At 40.5% G+C, this 21,713-nt stretch carries 26 protein-coding genes and 1 tRNA gene; 6 read left to right on the forward strand and 21 right to left on the reverse strand.

What is annotated here, in order from left to right:
• Positions 1–163 precede the first annotated feature (163 nt).
• From AC20MK_RS03430 to AC20MK_RS03455, 6 genes are all read right to left on the reverse strand, one after another.
• Positions 164–1,144, reverse strand: coding sequence for a radical SAM protein (locus tag AC20MK_RS03430; RefSeq protein WP_487356597.1), 981 nt, complete (start codon positions 1,142–1,144; stop codon positions 164–166).
• A 70-nt stretch (positions 1,145–1,214) separates the two neighbouring features.
• Entirely contained in the window at positions 1,215–1,733 is a 519-nt protein-coding gene (locus tag AC20MK_RS03435; protein ID WP_487356598.1) for a DUF134 domain-containing protein, read from the reverse strand.
• A 287-nt stretch (positions 1,734–2,020) separates the two neighbouring features.
• On the reverse strand, positions 2,021–2,536 hold the full coding sequence (locus tag AC20MK_RS03440) for a gamma carbonic anhydrase family protein (RefSeq protein ID WP_487356599.1): 516 nt from the start codon (positions 2,534–2,536) through the stop codon (positions 2,021–2,023).
• Positions 2,537–2,563: 27 nt separating this feature from the next.
• Positions 2,564–3,139, reverse strand: coding sequence for a flavodoxin family protein (locus AC20MK_RS03445; RefSeq protein ID WP_487356600.1), 576 nt, complete (start codon positions 3,137–3,139; stop codon positions 2,564–2,566).
• Between the two features lie 18 nt (positions 3,140–3,157).
• A complete protein-coding gene (locus AC20MK_RS03450) occupies positions 3,158–3,427 on the reverse strand; it encodes a ferritin family protein (protein WP_487356601.1) in 270 nt (89 codons plus the stop codon).
• A 14-nt stretch (positions 3,428–3,441) separates the two neighbouring features.
• Positions 3,442–3,723 (reverse strand): ferritin family protein, encoded by a 282-nt coding sequence (locus tag AC20MK_RS03455; protein ID WP_487356602.1) that lies wholly within the window; start codon positions 3,721–3,723, stop codon positions 3,442–3,444.
• Between the two features lie 169 nt (positions 3,724–3,892).
• Here AC20MK_RS03455 and rsgA point away from each other — a divergent pair, with 169 nt between their 5' ends.
• A complete protein-coding gene (rsgA, locus tag AC20MK_RS03460; protein ID WP_487356603.1) occupies positions 3,893–4,990 on the forward strand; it encodes a ribosome small subunit-dependent GTPase A in 1,098 nt (365 codons plus the stop codon).
• Positions 4,991–5,073: 83 nt separating this feature from the next.
• On the opposite strand, the gene AC20MK_RS03465 is transcribed toward rsgA, so the two are convergent.
• Entirely contained in the window at positions 5,074–5,721 is a 648-nt protein-coding gene (locus AC20MK_RS03465) for a YggS family pyridoxal phosphate-dependent enzyme (protein WP_487356604.1), read from the reverse strand.
• Positions 5,722–5,970: 249 nt separating this feature from the next.
• Here AC20MK_RS03465 and AC20MK_RS03470 point away from each other — a divergent pair, with 249 nt between their 5' ends.
• Positions 5,971–6,273 (forward strand): DUF3303 domain-containing protein, encoded by a 303-nt coding sequence (locus tag AC20MK_RS03470; protein ID WP_487356605.1) that lies wholly within the window; start codon positions 5,971–5,973, stop codon positions 6,271–6,273.
• Between the two features lie 215 nt (positions 6,274–6,488).
• Here AC20MK_RS03470 and AC20MK_RS03475 read toward each other — a convergent pair whose 3' ends face one another.
• Together AC20MK_RS03475 and sso10a are read right to left on the reverse strand one after the other, a co-directional pair.
• Complete coding sequence (locus AC20MK_RS03475) at positions 6,489–7,316, reverse strand: DUF4097 family beta strand repeat-containing protein (RefSeq protein WP_487356606.1); 828 nt, start codon at positions 7,314–7,316, stop codon at positions 6,489–6,491.
• A gap of 239 nt (positions 7,317–7,555) precedes the next feature.
• Positions 7,556–7,801 (reverse strand): Sso10a family chromatin protein, encoded by a 246-nt coding sequence (gene sso10a, locus AC20MK_RS03480; protein WP_487356607.1) that lies wholly within the window; start codon positions 7,799–7,801, stop codon positions 7,556–7,558.
• Positions 7,802–8,313: 512 nt separating this feature from the next.
• Between sso10a and AC20MK_RS03485 the strand changes: the two genes are divergently transcribed.
• The 4 genes from AC20MK_RS03485 (at position 8,314) to AC20MK_RS03500 (ending at position 10,897) form a co-directional block, all read left to right on the forward strand.
• Positions 8,314–8,631 (forward strand): DMT family transporter, encoded by a 318-nt coding sequence (locus tag AC20MK_RS03485; RefSeq protein WP_487356608.1) that lies wholly within the window; start codon positions 8,314–8,316, stop codon positions 8,629–8,631.
• 55 nt (positions 8,632–8,686) lie between these two features.
• Complete coding sequence (locus tag AC20MK_RS03490) at positions 8,687–9,175, forward strand: GbsR/MarR family transcriptional regulator (protein WP_487356609.1); 489 nt, start codon at positions 8,687–8,689, stop codon at positions 9,173–9,175.
• Positions 9,176–9,512: 337 nt separating this feature from the next.
• Positions 9,513–10,001 (forward strand): AraC family transcriptional regulator, encoded by a 489-nt coding sequence (locus tag AC20MK_RS03495; protein WP_487356610.1) that lies wholly within the window; start codon positions 9,513–9,515, stop codon positions 9,999–10,001.
• A 719-nt stretch (positions 10,002–10,720) separates the two neighbouring features.
• Positions 10,721–10,897: a CxxC-x17-CxxC domain-containing protein gene (locus tag AC20MK_RS03500; RefSeq protein WP_487356611.1), complete on the forward strand. Its 177-nt coding sequence runs from the start codon at positions 10,721–10,723 to the stop codon at positions 10,895–10,897.
• A gap of 283 nt (positions 10,898–11,180) precedes the next feature.
• Here AC20MK_RS03500 and AC20MK_RS03505 read toward each other — a convergent pair.
• The 12 genes from AC20MK_RS03505 to AC20MK_RS03560 all read right to left on the reverse strand — a co-directional run bounded on the left by AC20MK_RS03505 (position 11,181) and on the right by AC20MK_RS03560 (position 21,647).
• Positions 11,181–11,268: transfer RNA gene (locus AC20MK_RS03505), tRNA-Leu, on the reverse strand.
• A 418-nt stretch (positions 11,269–11,686) separates the two neighbouring features.
• A complete protein-coding gene (gene argF, locus AC20MK_RS03510) occupies positions 11,687–12,592 on the reverse strand; it encodes an ornithine carbamoyltransferase (RefSeq protein ID WP_487356612.1) in 906 nt (301 codons plus the stop codon).
• A 22-nt stretch (positions 12,593–12,614) separates the two neighbouring features.
• A complete protein-coding gene (purD, locus tag AC20MK_RS03515) occupies positions 12,615–13,913 on the reverse strand; it encodes a phosphoribosylamine--glycine ligase (protein ID WP_487356613.1) in 1,299 nt (432 codons plus the stop codon).
• A gap of 287 nt (positions 13,914–14,200) precedes the next feature.
• Positions 14,201–14,515 carry a cupin domain-containing protein gene (locus AC20MK_RS03520; RefSeq protein ID WP_487356614.1) on the reverse strand — a complete coding sequence of 105 codons (315 nt, stop codon included), beginning with the start codon at positions 14,513–14,515 and terminating at the stop codon, positions 14,201–14,203.
• A gap of 65 nt (positions 14,516–14,580) precedes the next feature.
• Positions 14,581–16,200 carry a hydroxylamine reductase gene (gene hcp, locus AC20MK_RS03525; protein ID WP_487357054.1) on the reverse strand — a complete coding sequence of 540 codons (1,620 nt, stop codon included), beginning with the start codon at positions 16,198–16,200 and terminating at the stop codon, positions 14,581–14,583.
• A 238-nt stretch (positions 16,201–16,438) separates the two neighbouring features.
• Complete coding sequence (gene pyrE, locus AC20MK_RS03530) at positions 16,439–16,987, reverse strand: orotate phosphoribosyltransferase (RefSeq protein ID WP_487356615.1); 549 nt, start codon at positions 16,985–16,987, stop codon at positions 16,439–16,441.
• Positions 16,988–17,004: 17 nt separating this feature from the next.
• Entirely contained in the window at positions 17,005–17,553 is a 549-nt protein-coding gene (locus tag AC20MK_RS03535; RefSeq protein WP_487357055.1) for a CDP-2,3-bis-(O-geranylgeranyl)-sn-glycerol synthase, read from the reverse strand.
• A gap of 271 nt (positions 17,554–17,824) precedes the next feature.
• Positions 17,825–18,061 (reverse strand): hypothetical protein, encoded by a 237-nt coding sequence (locus AC20MK_RS03540; RefSeq protein WP_487356616.1) that lies wholly within the window; start codon positions 18,059–18,061, stop codon positions 17,825–17,827.
• A 25-nt stretch (positions 18,062–18,086) separates the two neighbouring features.
• Complete coding sequence (locus AC20MK_RS03545; protein WP_487356617.1) at positions 18,087–18,584, reverse strand: hypothetical protein; 498 nt, start codon at positions 18,582–18,584, stop codon at positions 18,087–18,089.
• A 19-nt stretch (positions 18,585–18,603) separates the two neighbouring features.
• Entirely contained in the window at positions 18,604–19,032 is a 429-nt protein-coding gene (locus AC20MK_RS03550) for a hypothetical protein (RefSeq protein WP_487356618.1), read from the reverse strand.
• Between the two features lie 61 nt (positions 19,033–19,093).
• Positions 19,094–20,356, reverse strand: coding sequence for a HEAT repeat domain-containing protein (locus tag AC20MK_RS03555; protein WP_487356619.1), 1,263 nt, complete (start codon positions 20,354–20,356; stop codon positions 19,094–19,096).
• 199 nt (positions 20,357–20,555) lie between these two features.
• Positions 20,556–21,647: an outer membrane lipoprotein-sorting protein gene (locus tag AC20MK_RS03560; protein WP_487356620.1), complete on the reverse strand. Its 1,092-nt coding sequence runs from the start codon at positions 21,645–21,647 to the stop codon at positions 20,556–20,558.
• Between the last annotated feature and the right edge of the window lie 66 nt (positions 21,648–21,713).

The raw sequence follows: 21,713 nt of genomic DNA on the forward strand, positions 1-21,713 counted from the left end.
ACACAATTATTGTTCTGTTTGGTTCTTATACTGTTTTATTTCATCTGTGGTGTTTGTCCTGTGACCGAAAAACTGGGTCTTACGAACGGATACTACTGTACACGAGGTTCTGAAAAAGAACAGCTTGGGATTTAATATTCATTTCTATTTTACTATTTTTTATTTATGTTGCCCGGTAGTACATTCCATTTTCTGAGCTTATGCCAATGATCTTGTGCTCCTCGACCAATCCTTCAATTATAGGGGAGAGTTCTTCTCTATCAATATCCAGGGATCGAACGACCTGATCAAATGTACAGGGTCTTCGAAGTATGAGGTCATATACCTCGTGCAGAAGGTTCTCATGTTCAATTTTCGACCTTTTTCGTTTCAGACCTTTAAGCACCAGCCTTATCCTTTCTCTTCCCAGTTTCTCATCGAACTTCTGCGCGATCTCTTTGAGCCTTGTTTCAGTTACCGGGCTGATAAGATCTTCAGCAGGTGGTCGGCTTATGGTCAGTATCTCTATCTCATCCGGATCGATGAACTTGAGCACTTCGATCAGTTTCTCAATCTCCTGATCGCTTGAATTTGTAAGGTATCCATTGTTTGAGTCAAGTAGCATGACCTCTATGGCAACCCTTGAGCCTTCCATTTTCTGCAGTTTTCTTAGTCCTTTGATGATATCCTGAAGTTCGATCCCTTCCGCAGGTCTGTTGATGGACTGGAATGTCTCTTCATTTCCAGAGACCAATGTAGCAACTACAAGATCGGCTTTTGAAAGGTTAGTTCTAACGTCCTCTCTGTTCACGAGTGATGAATTTGTAATTACACAAATGGGAACATCGCTTATCTTCCTTATCTGTTCGATCATGTTACCCAGTTCCAGGTTCAGTGTAGGTTCACATGTGCCTGAAAAGGTTATGTAATCAAGATCATCCACTTTCTTGTGATAGTTGACTAGGCTATCGATCACTTCTTCAGTTGTTACAAGATCTGTAACTTCTGATGGTGTCGATATTTTCCAGTCCACATGTCCAAGCTGGCAGTAGACACAATCAAAATTACAGTTCTTCCTGAAGTCACTCTTTTTGATGATGTCAATTCCAAGCGACCTTCCAAGTCTTCTTGAAAGGATTGGTCCGTAGATGATCCTTGATATCATTTTGATCACATTTGCTGATGTATATTCTGATCTTTTCTGTTTGGAAGCTACAGTTAAATCTTCCTCTTGATCATTTTCTGATCATAGGTTTCCCGCATTCCGGGCAGTTTGCCTGAGCACAGGGTATTCCTGGCTGATGAGTTTGTTCATAACCACAGTCTGGACATTTGCATTCTCCTCCGGGTCCGGTAATCCCACTTCCTTTTCCACCGCGGAATCCCCTTTGTCCCCTGCCTTGATCCTGTCCTCCAACCGGTCCCTTACTCATAGGTCCTGTTCCATCCTTTCCTGGCATTGTATAATCTCCTCCTTCTACTCGTATTGATTTTCCATTTACTAGTGCATCTGCTATTTTCTGCAATGTTCTTTGGAGCGTCCTTTGAAAGGTGGACTGGTGTATTTGCATCGTCTGAGCTGCATTTTCCTGTTTCATTTTTTCAAGAGTGCTCAGCCTGAGGGTTTCCAGTTCATCAATGGTTATGTTGACCTCTTCCAGATCTTTCAGGCAAACGCCCGAGGGTTTGAAATGCCTTACATCGTGGTCAAAATTAACCATTCTTCTTTTTCTTGGCCGTCCCATATTATGCATTATAATGCATAATGCAGATAAACTTAACGTTCATCTTCAAAATATGTACAATGAACATATTGGATATTTCCATTTTAATTCATTTTTGTTTTCTAGTGCTGTCAAGAAGAGAAATCGAATGGTAAAATAATTTCATCTGGCATCAATTATCAAAAAAGTATCTTTAGAATCAAGTGTTTCCTGGAATTCCTTCTAGTTGCACACCCAGTTCATCAAAGACCCAGTCTATACATGCCTGCTCTTCCTTCCTTAAGAAAAGCAGACATTTTAACACCATCTGCCTGAACTCATTCAATCAGTGCTGTTCTGTATTCGTTTGCCAGTCTAACATACTCGGCTGCATTTTCAGCTATCATCTGTATGTCTTCAGCATTTGCTTCTCTTCTGATCTTTCCGGGAACTCCGGTGACAACACTGTTCGGTGGGATTATCTTTCCAGGCGGGACAAGGGCGTTGGCACCGATGATACAGTTCTCTCCGATCTCTGCACCATCAAGCACAGTTGAGTTCATTCCCACTAAGACATTGTTACCTATCGTGCAACCATGGAGAATGGCTCCATGACCGATGCTGACATTGTCTCCGATCTTCACTTTAAAGGGAGGGTCGGTGTGTATAACACAATTGTCCTGAATGCTGCTTTTCTTACCGACAATGATCTCATCCTTGTCTCCTCTGATGGTCGCATTGAACCAGACACTTGAGTCTTCTCCAATTTTCACATCACCGATGATATCTGCGGACCCTGCAACAAATGAAGTTTCTGATATCGAAGGTTCTTTGTTCTTGAATTTTAATATCATTATATCTCCGCAATGATCTTGTTCAGCTTAGTCGTTCAGCTTTTTCAGAAGCCATGCCATATTCTTTCCGAGGGTCTGCATGGTCTGTATCCCTTCCATATCGGCTTCAACATCTACGGGTAAAAATCCGAGTCCAATATTCCAGTAGCTTGAACCTGGAATTATCATCTGGGATATTGTGAATAAATGATTGATCGAGTCAAAGGCATGAATTGCACCTCCCCGTCTGGCAGCGACAACAGCAGCACCTACCTTGCGTTTGAAGAGATCATCGTTCGCTTTAGCCACAAATCCTGCTCTCTCTATAAGGGCCTTCGTTTCTGCATTAATGTCTGCAAAATATGTAGGGCTTGCAATGATTATGCCATCTGCCTCTTTCATTTTTTTGATGCAATCATTTACAATATCACTTTTTATGATGCATTGCTCATCTTTGTTCTCAAAACATTTCATACAGGCGGTACATCCACTCAATGTATTGTTACCTATCTGTATTATCTCGGTTTCAATACCTTCGTCTTCAAGTTCAGTAAGGATATGTTTGAGTAAAAGTGATGTATTTCCTTCTTTTCTTGGACTTCCATTAAATGCAACAACTTTCATAATAGATCTCCTGATAACTTAATTCCTTGCGAGTGAGTAATCTGCGAGAACTTTGAGATACACGTCATCAACTTCCATTAATACTGTTTCGAACATGGCGATATGTACCATTTCCTCTCTGGCCACTTCCAGAAGCACTTTTTTTAGGTATTCATCCTTTGTAAGGGAGGCCATTTGTTCATAGAAATTAACAGCATCCAGCTCGGCTATCATGCCAATTCTGATAAGTTCCTTGTCGAGGTCTTCCTTACTAATATTTTCAGGTATGATCGGCATTTCAGACATCATTTGCTTTTCCCCCTTTATTTTGTCAGCTCATCAACTTCAAGCTTGCCTTTTTCCATTTCCTGTACCTGCTGTTCATCTTCTCTTAACAGGAGTGTCTGGAACTCTCCGACATGCGTCTTCTCTTCCTTTGCGATGTCCAGAAGTACTTCTTTCACTTCTTTGTTATCTGTCAGCGCTGCCATCTGCTCATAAAGATTTACCGCATCCAGTTCAGCGATTATGGCTGCGCGAAGGATCTCTTTGTTGATGTCTTCAGGTTTGACCTTTGATATGTCTATAGGTATTTTCGATAGCATTGGCTTACATCTCCATTTATTTTCGTTTGTGGGGATCTGTAAGATATGGTCTATGTAGATAATATGATCAAAACTCCCCAATAACATTCATCTTTTACATTATTTATATGTTGAGGAACGATGGGCCAACCCAAAAGACATATACCTGTAAAAAAAAGAATTACTATTTATGGATGATGGATCGGAATTGGGAATCCCTGATGAAACTAATCTTGAACTTATCCCGGGGTGGGATGATGGACTTGAAGCGGCATTCTCTGCTTACAAGGGCCCATACATAGCTGGAAGGGTTGCAGCTCAACATAAGACGGTCTGCGAGATTCTCATTCCGGGTGATATGGTCCAGGCAGCGATCTCGGGTGCTATGCGCAGGGTTGGCAAGCAGCCGGTTGTCGGAGATTTTGTTGTTCTGCTGTACCAGGCTGAGATCAACTCATACACTATAGTGGATATCCTGCCCCGGAAGACCTGTCTTGCAAGAGGCTCTACTGGGGATAGCAGTGAAGAACAGGTGATAGCTGCAAACATCGATACTATTTTCATTGTTACAGCAGTTGGAAAGGACCTTAATTTGAGAAGACTTGAAAGGTATCTGACTATCGTTTACTCATCCGGTGCAAACCCTGTTATTCTTATTAATAAGATCGATCTTGTTGATGATCCGGCACAACTGATACGAGAAACGCAGGATATTGCAGGTGATGTCCCTGTCATTGCTATAAGTGCTCTTTCAAAGGACGGGCTGGACAAACTTGTTCCTTATATAGACCCTGCTGAAACGGTGGCGCTCATCGGTTCATCCGGGGTCGGCAAGTCCACACTTATCAACGCTTTTTTTGGAGAGACCATACAGAAGACCCTAAGTGTTCGGGAAGATGACGACAAAGGCAAACATACTACCACAGTAAGACAGCTGTTCCTTCTTCCAAACGGCGGGATCTTCATTGACAACCCCGGTATTCGTGAGATCCAACTGGGGGACAGTTCCGACGGAATTGACAGGACATTCTCAGATATCACTGATCTGGCCCAAGGGTGCAGGTTCAAGAACTGCACACATCGTGATGAACCCCATTGCGCTGTCCAAAGAGCTGTGCATCAAGGGCTTATCCCTCAGGAGCGGCTTGACAGTTTCTACAAATTGACCGCTGAACTTACTTTCCAGTCAGAGAAAGCTGAGATTGGCCTGAAAGGAATTGAGAAGAAAAAGTATAAGGGAATATCACAAAGTGCGAGAAAATATCGGGAGTTTACCGGCAAGCCGTGAGTATCGATGAATTTTTCATCAAATACTCTGCATCTGCCAGGGAAAGCTACGATTCTACAATTGAATAATTAATGGTATATTCATTACTTCCGATTCCCGAATATTGCAGAACCAACGCGAACCATTGTAGCTCCTTCCTCGATGGCAACCCTGTAATCATTGGACATTCCCATTGATAGCTCCTGCATATCGATGTTGTCCTGATCTACCTGCTTCAGCTCATCAAAAAGTGCTTTCATCTTTTTGAAATATGAACGTGTTTGTTCAGGGGATACAAAGGGAGGTATGCACATGAGTCCTTTTACTTGAACATTCCTGAGGGAATGGATCTGTGCTATCACCTGTGCGATCTCATCCGATCCAAAGCCGAATTTCTGTGGCTCGTTGCCTATGTTGACCTGAAGGAAGACCTTCTGCACCTTGTCAATGGCTTCGGCTTTTCTATCAATATCCTGTATCAATTTCAGGGAATCAACTGACTGGATCACATCAAAGAGCTGAACGGCTTTTTTAACCTTGTTTGTCTGTAGATTTCCTATAAGGTGCCTTTCACAGGGCAGGATCTCCTCACATTTATCTTCGAATTCCTGAACTCTATTCTCCCCTATGATGGTGGCTCCGGCTTTGATGGATTCGTTTATCCTCTCAGGGTCGATGGTCTTGGTGACGCAGACAAGTTTTGTTCTTCCAATTTCCTCAAAGATCCTTTTTATATTTTCATCGACTGTCATTCATATTCCCAAAACGATTTTTTTAAAAATATAATGTATTAATATGATCCTAATTGTGGTCTATATGAACCAAATGCAATGAATTTCATATAAAACGTTCGTTTGTTTCAGCAGATAAATGTCTTTCTTTTTCTTACGGAAATTAGAAATAGTCCTTATGCAAAGCCAAATTCAGAAGTATATTTTTACAGATACATGACCAAGATACTAAATACTAACCTAGTTTAATATTTATGGGGGTTATAAAGAATGTTATTTATGATCAGTCTTGAGCATACACCTGAACAGTGTTTTGCAAGAGAAGAATACAAAGCAGAAATGAAGCAATGGGCCGGGGAAATGAAAAGCTCAGCAGAAGATCTGGGTTTAAAGATAAATGGAGCATATGTTTGCCCTAACGAGCATATTTTCTATTTCATCCTCGAATCAGACAGTTTGATGACAATTTCGGAATTCTTAAAACCGCCGATGTTAACTCATCACACTGCAAAGATCACTCCTATAATGACAATAGAAGAGACGGTCAAAGGATCTGCATTGCTAAAAAGCTAAATCGTTTCATAGACTATAGGGGATTTCGAAGAAACTCGGAATTTAAGCGGTTGCATATGGGTCACATATAATTGATCGTTTGAAACCATAGGTTTATCGAAGTTCTCAATAGTAACTTTTCTTCTTTTTTTATGTTCCATCATACTTTCTACCACTTTCACTCTCAGAGTTGGATCCAGCGGTCAAGGCAAATATGGAAAAAGAAGGAACCTTAATTAAACGACAAGTTCGTTAAGGTTCACATTTCCATTGGTGGTCGTTATGTATATCTTATTCCCACCATTTCCTAATATCGCTTCCATGTGAGTTTTTTCTATTCCCGTTAGAACCAATGCTATATCATCAACTGAAATATCACCATTCGTTGTTTTCGCCTCTATATCAGCATTGAGTGACGGATTTATAGAAAGAGTAATACCCCCATTGGTACATTTTATATCTACATCATCTTTAAAGTCAAATATCTGCGCATCGATCTTTCCGTTGGTGGTCTCCAAGTCATCGATTCCTGTTGTTTCTCGGATGTCTATTGCACCGTTGGTGGTATTCGCTTTTACATATCCATCAGCATTCCTTATTACTATAGCTCCATTGGTACCTATTGCTGTAGTATCCCCTTTTGTGCCTAAAATTTGTATATTTCCATTGGTTGTTTCTACAAGATCAACGGCAACATTATTTGGAACCTTTATATCCATATCAACAGAAACCCTGGCATTCTCAAAAGCGTTAGATGTTGTTTCGATCTTTATCTCATTATCGCTTTCAATAACGTTGATATCAACTTTATCAAGCTCGTCTTTTCCATATCGGGTCCTTTTTGTAGTGTCCAATATGACCGTGTCGCCTTCCCAGCTATTAATTTCGATATGACCATTTACATTGGTAACCTTCAAAACAGTATCATTATCTGCTTCATACTCGTTACTGAAATATTCGATCTCTTCGGGCCCGTATTCGGGGCCATATCCTGTACACCCGGAAAAAGCAGTAACAATCAATACTACCAACATCAAAAATACAATATGGTATATTTTCATCATCGATTCCCCCATATTAAAAATGAAAGGTATTCACATAAAATACTATTTATCCTATTGATCAGGGCAAAGCTCTGGGGGGTTGAAACTATTTAGAATAAATGATTCCTCCTATGCGTAACACTTGCTTGGTATTGTAGAAGGTTCTGTATGTTAGTGGGAGCATAATAAAAAATTGAAATCAAAAAGTAGTATGAGCAATTCGATCTATCATGATTGTTTTCAAGCAATATTAACTATGATCAAGGTTTTTGATCGATAATGATCGAATTAATTTCATTCAGCATTTTTAGGTAGTCATTACCAGCTTCTGTAATATTGTATTTGTTGGATGATCTTTCTATTAATCCCATTCGCATCATCATATCTATGTAATGATCTGCCCTTTTAAAATTTAAATTTGCACTATAAACTATGCCTGTTTTCGTTACTTCTGATCCTTTTAAAACTTTCAGTATGTCTACTATTATTTCTAATTTTTCACGCATCTTCCCCATACCCCAAGGAACTGAATATTTAGATTACTACAACTTATATTTGGGTAATATTATACTTAAAGATGATGTATTATTGGCATTTCTGTAATAGTCATTGGTAAAATGAAAAATTGAAAATGTTTGTTTATGTGGAAGAGGGGATAGCCCATAAAGTCTATTACTTTGTGGTCAGATATCCGATTTTGTAGCCAAAGAGGCTTTATGGGCAAATCCTGTTAATTGAATCTTGGTCTATTTTTTGACTTTAAATTCGTAATATATCTTTCAGATATTTCCTGATAATTTCAATACCAGTAAACATATTTATATCCGATACTATTATTGAATTCATCAAATTGGCTTTTCGTTTTAAGAGCGAAACTCGATTTCTAAAATTGATCTGCCACAAATCTGGGAATAGTTCATGCATGATAATAAACAGTGGTATTTTTCCAAAAACTATAAATAAAACTTTGGCCTAATTATCTTTTAATACTTATTAAAAGTACTAAAAGGTAATGCGCATGGAATGGATATTTTTATTAATTGCAGGAATACTTGAAACTGGATGGGCAGTTGGATTGAAATATAGTGATGGTTTAACCAAGTTTTATCCAACGGTTTTTACAATAATTACTTTAATTTTAAGCATGTATTTATTGGAAAGAGCTTTGAGAACGTTACCTGTTGGAACGGCCTATGCAGTCTGGACAGGCATTGGTATCATTGGGACAACAGTATTGGGAGTACTCCTTTTCAACGAATCAATGAATCTGTCCAGGATATTTTTCATTGGATTAATTGCTGTTGGAATTGGTGGTTTAAAATTGGTATCAGCTTGATCATGCATTATACCAATATTTTAATAGAAAACATTCAGATTCGTGGATGAGAAAAATGAATGACATTGAAAAAGAGATAATTGATATTGGTCATGAGATCTTTAAAGGCTATGGAGTTGATAATTCCACTGCACAAATCCTATCGATACTTAATTTTGAATCCGATGCAATAAGTATGGAGGAACTGGCAGAGAGGACAGGTTATAGCCTTGCTTCCATAAGCCTTAAGATCAAGAATATTGAGAATTTTTGGGGTATAAAAAGGGTGCATAAGCCCGGATCCCGCAAGACATATCTGCATATGGAAAAAAATCTGTTAGATGCTTTTGCTATCCAGATCAGGAATGGCTTCGAAACTGAATTAGAAATTGCAAAAACGAAAATAGATCCTCTTATCGAAGAATACAGAGACAATGCTACTACCCAAGAACAAAAGATCAAACTACATACTTATGAAAATTATCTCTCAGAGATCAATAAGTTTGAAGAATTAATTCGAAATATATACGATCAGATCGATCATCTGAAAAAGAAGCAAGTTTAAGCTGCTTTGCACTCTCTTTCGAGTGAGCTTTCTATATTTTGGACAGGGCAAAGTTTCAAAAATTTGCCCTACTCTGATCGGCCACGATTTCGTTTTTCATGTAGTACCTCTCTCTATTGAGCATAGTTATTTTAGCCACACTTCTAATTTTTCTCGATTTTCTCATGTGAGGTAGTGGTTGGATATGTGGAAAGGATATTGATCCGTTCGCATTGCTATAGATACCAATTTTGTTCTTTTTTCTGGAAAGAACAGTTATTATTTTTACTTAACTTACTATGAGTTTTTATAGTACGCATTACAAAAAACTGTTTGAAATTAAAGTTAGGTGATAATCTTGGAAATTATAAACGAACCAGAGATAACAGAGCTTGAAGAAAGAACCGTAGCATACGTTTCCTTTGTCGGCAACTATGTGGGTAATGTCGAGGTCTTTGCAGAGCTGTTCGGTAAACTGGGTAACTGGGCAGGCCAAAAGCAGTTGTTTGGACCGGATACTCTTTTCATGTCTGGCTATTATGATGATCCAGGTGTTACCCCTCCGGAAGAACTTAAGCTGGATGCGTGTATGACCATTGATGATGATGTTGAAGTGGATGGGTATATTAAAAAGCAAAAGCTTCCCGGGGGAAAGTACGTAGTAATGCGTGCAGAACTGACAGGATCAGAAGAATATGGTCCTGCATGGGAAAAGATCGTTGAGTGGCTGATACAAAATAACCTTGAAATTGATATGTCCCGAGCAAGTTATGAGATATATTTAAACTCCCCTGAAGAACATCCCGAAAAGCATCATATTCTTGATATATGTATGCCAATCAAGTGAATAAGACCTAGGAAGCATTCCTGAAGTATAAATGCTCCTCTTTACAAAAGTAATATGGGGATTTTAAAGGGGAGGTTGGGATTATCTAAGGGAACTTTGCATTATAGGAAGAAAAATGCTGAGAGTGAGAAGCCGTTTAGCCTGAATGCTCATGTTAGGGAAAGGTCGGAAGGATGGGAAGTTTGTTATTGAGCTACTTCATGCAGTTTCAAGTGTATTTTCAGTTGATTCGACACAACCGGATAGTGTCAATGCTGTTAGAATGATTAATATGAATCAGACTTTTCTAATCGGTTCAGAAGTGGCTTCCATATATGATAATGGTTACTGAAAAATTCCACTACCTTTCACAATTTGATACATTAATTTTAACATACCTGATTAAATACATTTTGATATAATTAGCACTGTGAATATGTGCAGCAACATTTGAACAATAAAAAATTTAGTTTCACTTAATTTATGCTTTTTACTTTGCTAATGTGCTGTTTGATAGAAGAGGTTATTTATGCTACAAAATGCTGTAAGTACTTGTTCGATTGCTCAACGGTTTTATAAAAGATTACTCAATTTTTGTGTTTTTTTTAACAATTGCTGATAGCAAGAAGTAGTAGTATCTGAATGAGCCATTTGACTAAGACTAGGTAAAACTGGTCATTCGATAATTCTCAGCCTCGGTTCTACTGTGCGGACTACTAAAGTATTTAGGAGATAAACAAATGGGATACAATAACAGAGGCGGCAGTGGTTTTGGTTCAAACAACGGCCCAAAAGAAATGCATAAGACAACATGCTCTGACTGCAAACAGGAGACTGAAGTACCTTTCAAGCCGTCTGGTGACAGACCTGTATACTGCAGGGAATGTTTTCAGAATCACAGACCAGCCAGAAACTAATCATATCTTGATATAATTTAATTCTGACATATTTTAATGAAAGACAGATAAACTGCAATCTTCCCGATTGATCAGTATCTGTCTGACATGCTTTTTTTAAAATCAATTTTTTTCAGTACACAGAATAAGATGGACAAAACATATCGTGAAAAAACGAGTGTTTTTTGATGTTAACTCTATCCCCTGTTATTGTGTGAGGGACAAGATTCGAACTCACAAAAAACTCGAAATTTATAAAGAGCGTCCTCATTCGATCTTTAACAATATCAATCAAAAAGAGTTTTGGTGCGAGAGAAGGGATTCGAACCCTCGAACTCCTACGAGACTAGGCTCTGAACCTAGCGCCTTTGGCCAGGCTGGGCAACTCTCGCTCCACGATAATAGCCAATAGTAGTGTTTTTCATTATTAAGGGTTGTGGTGACTATTCCCACGACTAAAGTTCGTGGGCTTTCTCTACCCCTACACCCCGTTAATGGTAAAGTTGCTAGAGGACCAGCTCCTCTAGCGTATTTGGTTGGCCCGAAGGCCTTGACAAAAAAGTTTTCTTTGGAGTTGTTTTAAAAATGGTTGTAAAGGAGTCGATCAAGAGAAGAAGAAACAGGAACTCTTGATCTAATTTATAGATTGTTGATGTTGATATATAGCATAATCTCTTTCGAATTGGCGACCGATGTGGAAATTGTGGAGAGGGTCTAAAAAGTACAATGGCTTTGAAATTGTACAACGCCATTAAAATGGCGATATAAAAAAGGTCCGAAATGCTAAAAAAGAATGGAAAGCTGATGGGGTTATGCCATCAGTTTCATGATAAGTGCTTTCTGGGCATGCAGGCGGTTCTCTGCCTGATCGAAGACGACTGAATGAGGGCCGTCCATGACCTCTGCGGAGACCTCTTCACCTCTGTGGGCAGGCAGGCAGTGCATGAAGATGACATCAGGCTTTGCAAGTTCCACCAGGTTGGAATTGATCTGGTAGTCTGCGAGGTCGCTAAGCCTCTTCTCCCTCTCTTCCTCATCACCCATGGATACCCATACATCGGCGTAAAGGACATCAGCATCCTTTGCTGCTTCTTCTGGATCGGTGGTTATCAGTATATCACCGCCAAGTTCTCTTCCCTTTGCCACGATCTCAGGGTTTGGCATATAGCCTTCCGGACATGCAACAGCTATCTGCATACCGACCAGGGCACAGCCCAGGATAAGGGAATTACAGACATTGTTACCGTCACCGATCCATGCGAACTTCAAACCTTTAAGGCGGTTCTTGTATTCGCGTATGGTCAGGAAATCTGCAAGGATCTGGCAGGGGTGTTCAAGGTCTGATAATGCATTGATCACAGGTACCTTTGAGTGCTCAGCAAGATCTGCGACGGTCTTATGGCTGTTCACCCTTGCGGTAATACCTGCGACATAGCGGGAAAGGACCTGTGCAGTATCGGAAACGGTCTCACCGCGTCCGATCTGTATGTCCCTTGAATTAAGATAGATTGAATGGCCTCCAAGATCGCTCATGGCGACCTCGAAAGATACCCTTGTTCTGGTCGATGATTTCTCAAAGATCATCGCAAGGCTCTTGTTCTTCAGCAGATCGGTCATCTTACCGCGAACTCTTTTCTCTTTGAGGTCCTCAGCAATGTCAAGGATCTCAATGATCTCTTCCTGTGTAAGATCTGTCATTGATATTAGATGTTTCATTTTACCAGCTCATATCAGATATTTATCCACGGATCTGTTCCATGTGAGTGACCCTTTTCTGGACCAGTTCAGGTGTACCGATATCCCTTCTGAAATGAAGGTCACCGGTAATGTTCTCAAGTGCGTTCTGTGCGATCTTCTCAGCATCTGTAATGCTGCTCGCAACACCCACAACAGCCACTGCTCTGGAGCCGGTGGTGTAAACTTTTCCATCCTTCTCATAGACACTTGAATAGAACAGGAGTGCATCACCGATATCGCCGACAACGACCTCTTTGTCCTTTGATGGCTCATCAGGATATCCTGCCGGTACAGCGTACTTACAGACAGTTGCACGTTTCAGGAACTCCACATCAAGCTCATCAAGGGTGCCGCTGACAACAGCTGACATTACATCGATCATATCCGTCTTAAGCAGTGGAAGCACGTTCATTGCTTCAGGGTCTCCGAACCTGGCATTGAACTCGATGACCTTAGGTCCGTTCTTTGTAAGTATGAACTGGCCGTAGAGCATGCCCTTAAATGGTGTTTCGGTCGCACCGAGAGCTGTGATGGTGGCTTTCATTATCTCTCTTGCATGATAGAGATCATCAATGGTCACAAATGGCAAAAGTCCGTCTGAATCGGAATATGAGCCCATGCCACCGGTGTTTGGTCCGAGGTCGTTCTCAAAAGCACGCTTGTGGTCCTGCACACAGGGTGTGAACGCAAGGTTCTTTCCATCCACGAATGCCTGTACAGTGAACTCCTCCCCCACAAGGTTCTCCTCAACGACAACATTGTCACCGTCAAGAAGGGACACAGCATAATCATAAGCTGCGCCGGTGTCAGGAAGCTGGTCTCCCATTACCTTTACGCCCTTACCGCCTGTAAGTCCTGCAGGTTTGATAGCCACACTGCCTAATTCCTCGATGTATTCCTGAAGACCTTCCTTGTCGGAGAACACCTTGAAAGCAGGACATCCCTCAATGTCGTTGTCCTTCATGAAATTGCGAGCCCATGCCTTGTCGAACTCGATACGTGCAACATCCTTTCTGGGTCCTACAGCTCCGATACCTGCTTCTTCAAGAGCATCAGCAAGGCCGACCGACAAAGGCGCTTCCGGTCCTATAAAGACCATTTCGATACCCTTTTCCCTGGCGTATCCCACGACCTTCTCCACATCTGTCTCCTTTTCCAGAAGAAAATCCTCGCACAAAGCTGCAATGCCGGGGTTCTTCTTTGCCATAACTGCGAAAAGGGTGGGGTTGCGTTCGCTTCTTGCAATGGCATCTGCAATAGCGTTCTCTCTTCCGCCTCCACCAATGATTAGAACATTCATATTATTAGCCTCGTTCAATTGAAAAGAAATATATTGATAATAGATCAGTTTATTTTTAGAAATAACGTTGTCATATATTAGAGAACTAAATCTCCTACTATTGAATAAATACTTTTCCAATATTGTGAGTTATAGTATAAGTATGAATATTTCATACGTGGCCGCACAGTGAAAATAAAACATCGTCTGTAAAAAATTATTGTACAATGACTGTTTAACGAACAGTTCATATTGTAAAATGATAAAAAAAGAATGCAGGATATTAAGAATACCCTGCGAACGTTCACTTATTCTTTCAACTTCACAACAAGGAACCTGAAAAGGCTGTCACTCTCATTCCTGAGCAAATGAGGGATACCCTTCGGGCTTTCAATGAGCATGTCCTTTGAGACACTTTCTTCCTCATCACCGATGACTACGATGCCCTCGCCTTCGAGAACATAGAAAAATACGTTCATAGGTGTCTTGTGCAGCTTGAGAGCTTCCCCTGGCTTAAGCTCGAGGTGAACGACCTGTGTCTGTTCAGAGTCATAGAGCCCTTTAGCAATTACGTTATGAGGATTCTCTTTTTCAGGTGCCTTGCTTAATTCTACGATCTTCATTTGTTATCTCCATTTTTTTAAGGTAATTATCTCAGCTCTATGATCTCAAAGCCATTTCCAGGGAGTTATTTCAGCAGCCTCTCCATATCTTCTTCCACCGTGGTGTTCGGTGTGATATTGAACTCCTTGACCAGCACGTTGAGGACATTAGGTGACACAAAGGCCGGAAGCTTTGGTCCGAGGGTAATATCCTGTATTCCCATCCTTAACAGGGCAAGCAACACAAGGACTGCCTTTTGTTCGTACCATGCGATATTGTACGAGATCGGTGCTTCATTAACATCCGTAAATCCAAGTCTGGCCATAAGTCCTTGTGCAATGATGACCAGTGAAAATGAATCATTACATTGGCCTGCATCCAGTACCCTTGGAATTCCATCGATGTCTCCAAGGTTAAGCTTGTTGTAGCGATATTTTGCACATCCGGCAGTCAGTATGACAGTATCCTTTGGCAGTGCTTCTGCAAAATCCGTATAATACTGCCTGTCCTTTTGGCGACCATCGCATCCTGCCATGACAATGAACTTCTTTATCTTGCCTGCTTTGACGGCATCAACGACCTTGTCTGCAACAGAGAGTACGGAATTGTAGGCAAAACCACCCATTATAGTTCCCTCTTCAAGTTGGACGGGTGGTTCGCATTTCTTAGCCTGTTCGATTATCGCTGAGAAATCCTTTTGTCCATCCTTCCCAACGAGATGTGTGACCCCATCAAAACCAACAGAGCTGGTGGTGTATATCCTGTCAAGGTATGCCTTACCCGGAGGAACGATACAATTGCTTGTCATCAGTATAGGTCCGTTGAAGCTTTCGAACTCTTTCTTCTGATGCCACCATGAGCCACCGTAGTTGCCTACGAGATGCTCATATTTCTTAAACTCAGGATATGAGTTTGCAGGCAGCATCTCACCGTGAGTATAGACATCGACACCGCTGCCTTGTGTCTGGTCCAGCAGTTGTTTCAGGTCTTTAAGATCGTGTCCGCTTATGAGAATTCCCGGATTGTTCCTTGTTCCTATATTGACCTCTGTGGGTTCCGGATTTCCGAATGTACCGGTATTTGCCATGTCAAGCAGTGCCATCACATCAAAACCCTTTTCCCCACATCTCAGTACAAGGGAGATGAGGTTCTTATCGGTGAGGCTGTCATCCGTGGTTGCCACCAGTCCTTCTTCTATAAATGAATTGACCTTTTTATTGGTATGCCCAAGCACCATTGCATGATGTCCGTATGCTGCAATCCCCTTGATCCCGAAGATCAACAGTTCTCTTAATGAGCGTATGTCCTCGTTCTCTGTTGCAAGTATGCCGGTATCCCTGTCCTTGAGGTTTTCCGGGCTCACAGTTGCGATCTCGGGCAGATCGTTCACATCAAGGGCATTGTTATCCAGAAGTTTCTGCTTGATCTCAGCCTGGAGCTTGAATCCTCTGTCAATGCGGTCCTGTATTCCGGTCGCTCTGAAATCAGTATTCGTTATAGTTGAGAACAGTGCATCGAGCATGAAGTCATCAGTGCTCTCCTCAGAAATTTTTGCCTTTCTTGCTTTCTGGTTGTAGAATGCAATGCTCTTAAGCACATAGATAAGATCGTCCTGAAGGTCTGAGACCTCGCCTTTCTTCCCACACACGCCGTTCTTTGTACAGCCTTCGCCGTTCATTGTTTCTTCACACTGGTAGCAGAACATATTATCACCTTTTAATGCAGGGTCTTCAGCACTATCCATTAATTACTAACTACAAGCCAGTATATTTTGTATATTGCTATTTATAGGGCCAGTTTCATTTTTGATACTGGTATTATAAAAATACTGAATTCCCACTCCTCTATATTCTATGAGCTTTCAGCTATTTAAGAAGTGAGGGCACAGAATAAGTAAAAAGTAAAAAGTAAAAAAAGGGTCAGTGCAGTGATATCTGCTCTGATCACAAACCACACTTTTCTAAAAGCTCGCTTGCACGTACAAGGGGGATGAGTTCCACGTCTATCTCTGCAAGATTTTCAGTGGCACCATCTTCGCGGTCCACTACAGTTATCACTTTTTCAACGACACACCCGGCTTCACGGATCGCTCCAATGGCCTCGATGACGGAACCTCCGCTTGTGGTCACATCTTCGAGCAGGATTATCCTGTCACCTTTGTTTGCATCCCCTACAAATCGTCCTCCTGTGCCATAGTCTTTGGTAGCCTTTCGAATAAGCAAAAGCGGAAGGCCGGTCTCAAGGGACACGGCCGTGGCTATAGGAACGCCACCAAGGGCAACGCCGCCGATGAGGTCTATGTCTATTTTCTTTATCATTGAAGCTGCCTGCTTTGCAATGAGCTTCAATGTGGAAGGGTTGGAACTTGCTTTTTTAATATCGATGTAGTACTTGCTTTTCTTTCCTGATGCAAGGGTGAAGTCACCGAATTTTACTGCACCACAACTCTCAAGGCCTTCTATAAGTTCATTCTTGTCATTTGCTGATATCATTGTAATTTCTCCTTGATTTACCACGGTTCTTTTTTCACTCCCATGAAATAACCGACAATATTGGTTGAAAGGTGGAGCAGTGGAGTGATCACCAATATAACTATGATGACACTGGCTGTGAAATGCTCAGCGAACCAGACCGGGGATGCAAGATATGCGAACAGCCATGCTCCGAGGACAAAATCGAGCTGGTCGATGATAGGCAGTGGTGCCCCGCGTTTAAGCCCCATACGGCGTTTGAAGAAGCTCATGAACATATCCCCGAAAAGGGAACCGAATGCAAGTGCGAATATCACTACTGTGGTATTGGAATCGCCTGTGCCGAATATTGGGAGCTCCACTCCGAAGAGTATTGGGTACTTCTCAAGAAGCTGCATCTGCATGAGTCCTGCAAGGGCTCCGAATATGAGTCCTACAAAGAAACCACGGTACGTTTTTCCATCTCCAAGTATCCGTCTTCCGTCTGACATAGTTTTGCCATTGTCGATGGGTCTTCCTCCCCCGAACAGTGCTGCAAAAGGATTTGGAAGGTAAGCCGGAAGCATTAACCATAGTGCAAGAACAATTATCTCGATCGTGTTATCAACTCAGTAATTTTGCTCTAATCTGCTTCATTGATATATAAAATCAACTATAATATCGACTTTGCCCAAAAAGTCCGATTGACTACAAAGTCGAGCATCTGACTATGAAGTACCTTGTTTAACCATTAACTCAAAAAATCAGTGACATACAAAGCCTTCAATTGCTTTAAAATGGTGCAAAAGTTAAGTATTCTTCAACAAAAAATAGCAGCCGTATCTAAATACAAACTAAAAATAATTGTAGCTTTTTCTATCATTTCACCAAAGCTTTTAATTCATTCATCTTATGTGCATATCCCAGCAGAACAATGAATGTAGCTCCACCAATCGCCATTAATAAAAGTATACGGTTAATCATCATTTCCCATGTATATATTTCATGAATATATGAATTGAAAATCAATACGAAATATCCACAAAAGATTCCAGTAGTAGCCATCAAAGCAACCACATGATAATCAAGCATCTTCAATTTCCTTTCTGTAATCATTATTAACATCCTTTAATTCCTTGCTTTAGTCAATGTGGCTGACAATTTCCATGAGCTGCAGCACAAATATAAGCAATGCAATCACCAAATATGGATATTTTCGGAATGCGATTAAGAATCCGATTAGTGAATGGGCAAGGGAATATTTCCAAAATTCATCAATAATAATAAATATGTATGACCATTCAACGTATCTGCCAAGTTGTTCGAATCGGAAATCAATAATTGCACTGAGAGGTCCTGCATAAAAGAACATGAGAGGGAAGATCAATAGTCCCAATATTGCAGAAGATAGTTTGTTCCCAGTATAGTAGGCATAATAAGTCAATGCGACAAGTGGTCCAACAAGTATAACGAACAGACCAAATTGACCGACCAATGCCATTATTAGCGCAAGTATGAATGGAAATCCCAATATAACGAATATGGAGTATTTGGGATCCTTGATAGCTTCTTTGATCCGATCCAAATATTCAGTTTTATCATCTGCAGATTGTTTTATTTCCATTGTTGCCAAATCCATTTTTCCATATCAAAATCCATTAGTCAAATCTTGAAATATCGACATTAAATTCACCACTATCATTGGTGAGTGTGTAAGTAACCGTATTTCCCCAACTGGTTTCAGTGTGAAATGAAACTGAATGATTTTCGGATTTGAAATGATAGCCCCATTTAGGTTTGATCGTCTCAGAAGTCAGTTGTGGGGGTGTATTCCATTCCAAAGATTGTCTGCCCACTTTGATGCTTTCACCTGCTTCGAGACTGAATGTTTTGTTTACATATATGCTACCATCAGATCTCGTGATCTCAATACTTGCATTGTGTGGATGTTCATCTTCGTTAATGATTGTGTAAATTGGTTCACTTGGTCCCGCAAGTAACAATGGGATTGCATACAATACGATGAATATAAACGCTGCTGCAATTGCAAATAGAGTAATCTGATTTGGCAGTTTATTTTTAGGCATGACACCTCATCTCCCCAGTTTGTGTATCACATATTAATTTCTGAAATCGTCCATTTGCAATTCATAAATTCAATCGTTTTTGCTTTCTAAGTGCAAATAAAAATGCCATCACAAGTGAAAGGATAGTGAAGCCTGGTGCGTTAGGAGTTTCAATGTCCTCTTTAACTCCTTCGTCTTCTACGGGCATCTCATCAAATTCGAATTTTACTGGTATGTTATCGATACCATTCTGAACAGCTTTCTGGTCAATTGTCTCATAAATTTCATCCATCAAAGAATCATTGATCTCAGATCCTTCCAGGAATGTTACTGAGATATAACCATCATAACCTTGCCCGTAAGAAATAACAGGACCATCTGGATACATGTATTTCTCCATATCATTTCTTATATTCCTCATACTCTCAAGTTCATCAAGCCAACTTCGTCTTTCATCTTCTGTATAAAAATCCATTTCTTTTCCGTAGAATGTTATAACTTTATAGCTACTGTTTTGTCTTTTAATATTATCAATTGCGGATCTTGCAAGAATACGTACCCTATTTGAGTCATCATTCCGAGCTTTTGTAAGTGGTTCAATTGCTCTCCTGTCATCAAGTTCACCAAGTGCCATTGCAGCATTTGATCTTACATTCTCATCTTCATCATTGAGTAGTTCAATTACAGGTTCAACTGCTCGCGGATCACCTGTTCCACCCAGAGCTCTGGCAGCATATGCCCGTACAAGTGGATTATTATCTTCTAAGACATCGATAAGGGGTTCCACGGATGGTTCTCCGATATTGCTTAAAGCTTCAGCAGCATCTACCGCATCTGTACCTCCAAGCATCTGGATCAATGGTTCTACTGCTCTTTCATCTCCGATTGTCCCAAGAATACTTATTGTGGCCAAGCGGATGGGGAATATTTCATTTTGATCATTCATGGTCCCAACCAGAGATTCTACCGCTGGCTCATTTATATTCCCAAGGGCAATTTCTGCAGCACGTTGGACTTCACTGTTTTCGTCACCCAACAATTCAATTAGAGGTTGTATTGCTCTTTCATTTCCTATTTTCCCAAGAGCAGATGCCGAATTTCCTCGAATTTTAGGGTTTTCATCCTCTAGTGCCTGGATCAGAGGATCTACTGCGGGATCTCCAATCTCAACAAGGGTTTTTACAGCATCCAGTCTAATAAACACATCCTGGTGACCCATATTCTGTATCAATGATTCCATCATTATTTCATCTATAACAGTTTCATCAGAACTAGCACATGTAGAAACTGTGCCGAATATCAGAAGAATGGCTGATAAAAAAATACATATAATTTTTACATACATAGTTAAAAATATGTGCAATATTATTAAAAATAATTGGTATGTTACTTGGTTAAAACAGAAACTACCAATTCATCCTGATGTTTATGGATTAAATTGAAGATGTTTGCTCAATTTCCTAGCATAGATCTCGCCTCATCCCCATCCTACAAAGCTGATTAGTCATGAAAATAAAAAAGTAGGAATCAAAGGATGAGGTCCTTCATTCCATTGATTCAGCGATTCTTATGAGTTCATCTGAGTCCACTGGACCGAATATAATCATATTTATATTTCCTGTGGTCCATGAAAGGGATGCATAATCTTCATCAAGTGGTGAAGAAACAAGCTGGCCTTCATACCCATTGATCTCCACTATTTCACCTCTGGTTTCCATTATTGCAGGAGGTTCTTCATCATAGAAACTTTCGCTGATGCGGATTGATTCGAAATTTTGCGTATAGGTCATGGAAACAACTTCCTGCACTTCACCAAAATATTGGATGTTATTATTGACTGTTGCACTTTCAAACTCATAACCTTCAGGAATGTAGGAAGGGATCAGCACATCATATTCAGACAACTCCTGTGCTTCTTCAAGAGTTACTTCCTCGGGAATTAGTTCATCAAAGCCATCAAGAGTGACCACTTCCGCCCCTTCGGGAATCTCAAACTCAAATTCCGAATCAGGAATACCTGTGTTGACTTCAAAATCCCTGTATTCGGTAACGATCATTAGATTGCCTTCATTATCATACATTTCGAACTTAAGAGGCATCCAGGTTTCCCTGTCAATCCATGCTTTCATATCAACAACTAAACCAGACGTTGAATTCTCATTTGGTTTTATGGATATTACATAAGTGTCTCTGCCGTCAACGGTGTCTATAGCATCTAACGTTAGATCGTTCTCATCCAGGAGATCCTGCATCATACCTGTATAATCCATCTGGCTGGCATCAAAATCTCCCATGGAACCCAGATTCATCACCATCACAGAATTCTGATCGGGATTATATGTCCACATGGTCTTTCCGTTGGAAACCATAACCATGCCTTCACCCTGTTCAGCTTGTATTATGGTGGTTTTCGTCTTATCGGGCATCTTTTGGGACATTGAAGTAATTGATGTGATTTCCTGCTCGCTCAAATACATCGTCATATGAACGGTGGCAGAATAGTCATCAATGTTTGCCTGCTTTTGCTGATATTCCTCAGCAATCTGTGCGGCTGTGAGTTCTTCACCAATACAGCCTGCGGAAAAGAGCAGTAGTGATGTTATCAGTAAAATAAGTGTTAATTTTTGTGTATTCATAGTTCCACTCCATAAGTTATGGAATTAAACCATCGAACTGTATAAAAATACATCCCTTTATCAAAA

This window comes from Methanococcoides sp. DA23 (genome assembly GCF_057593895.1).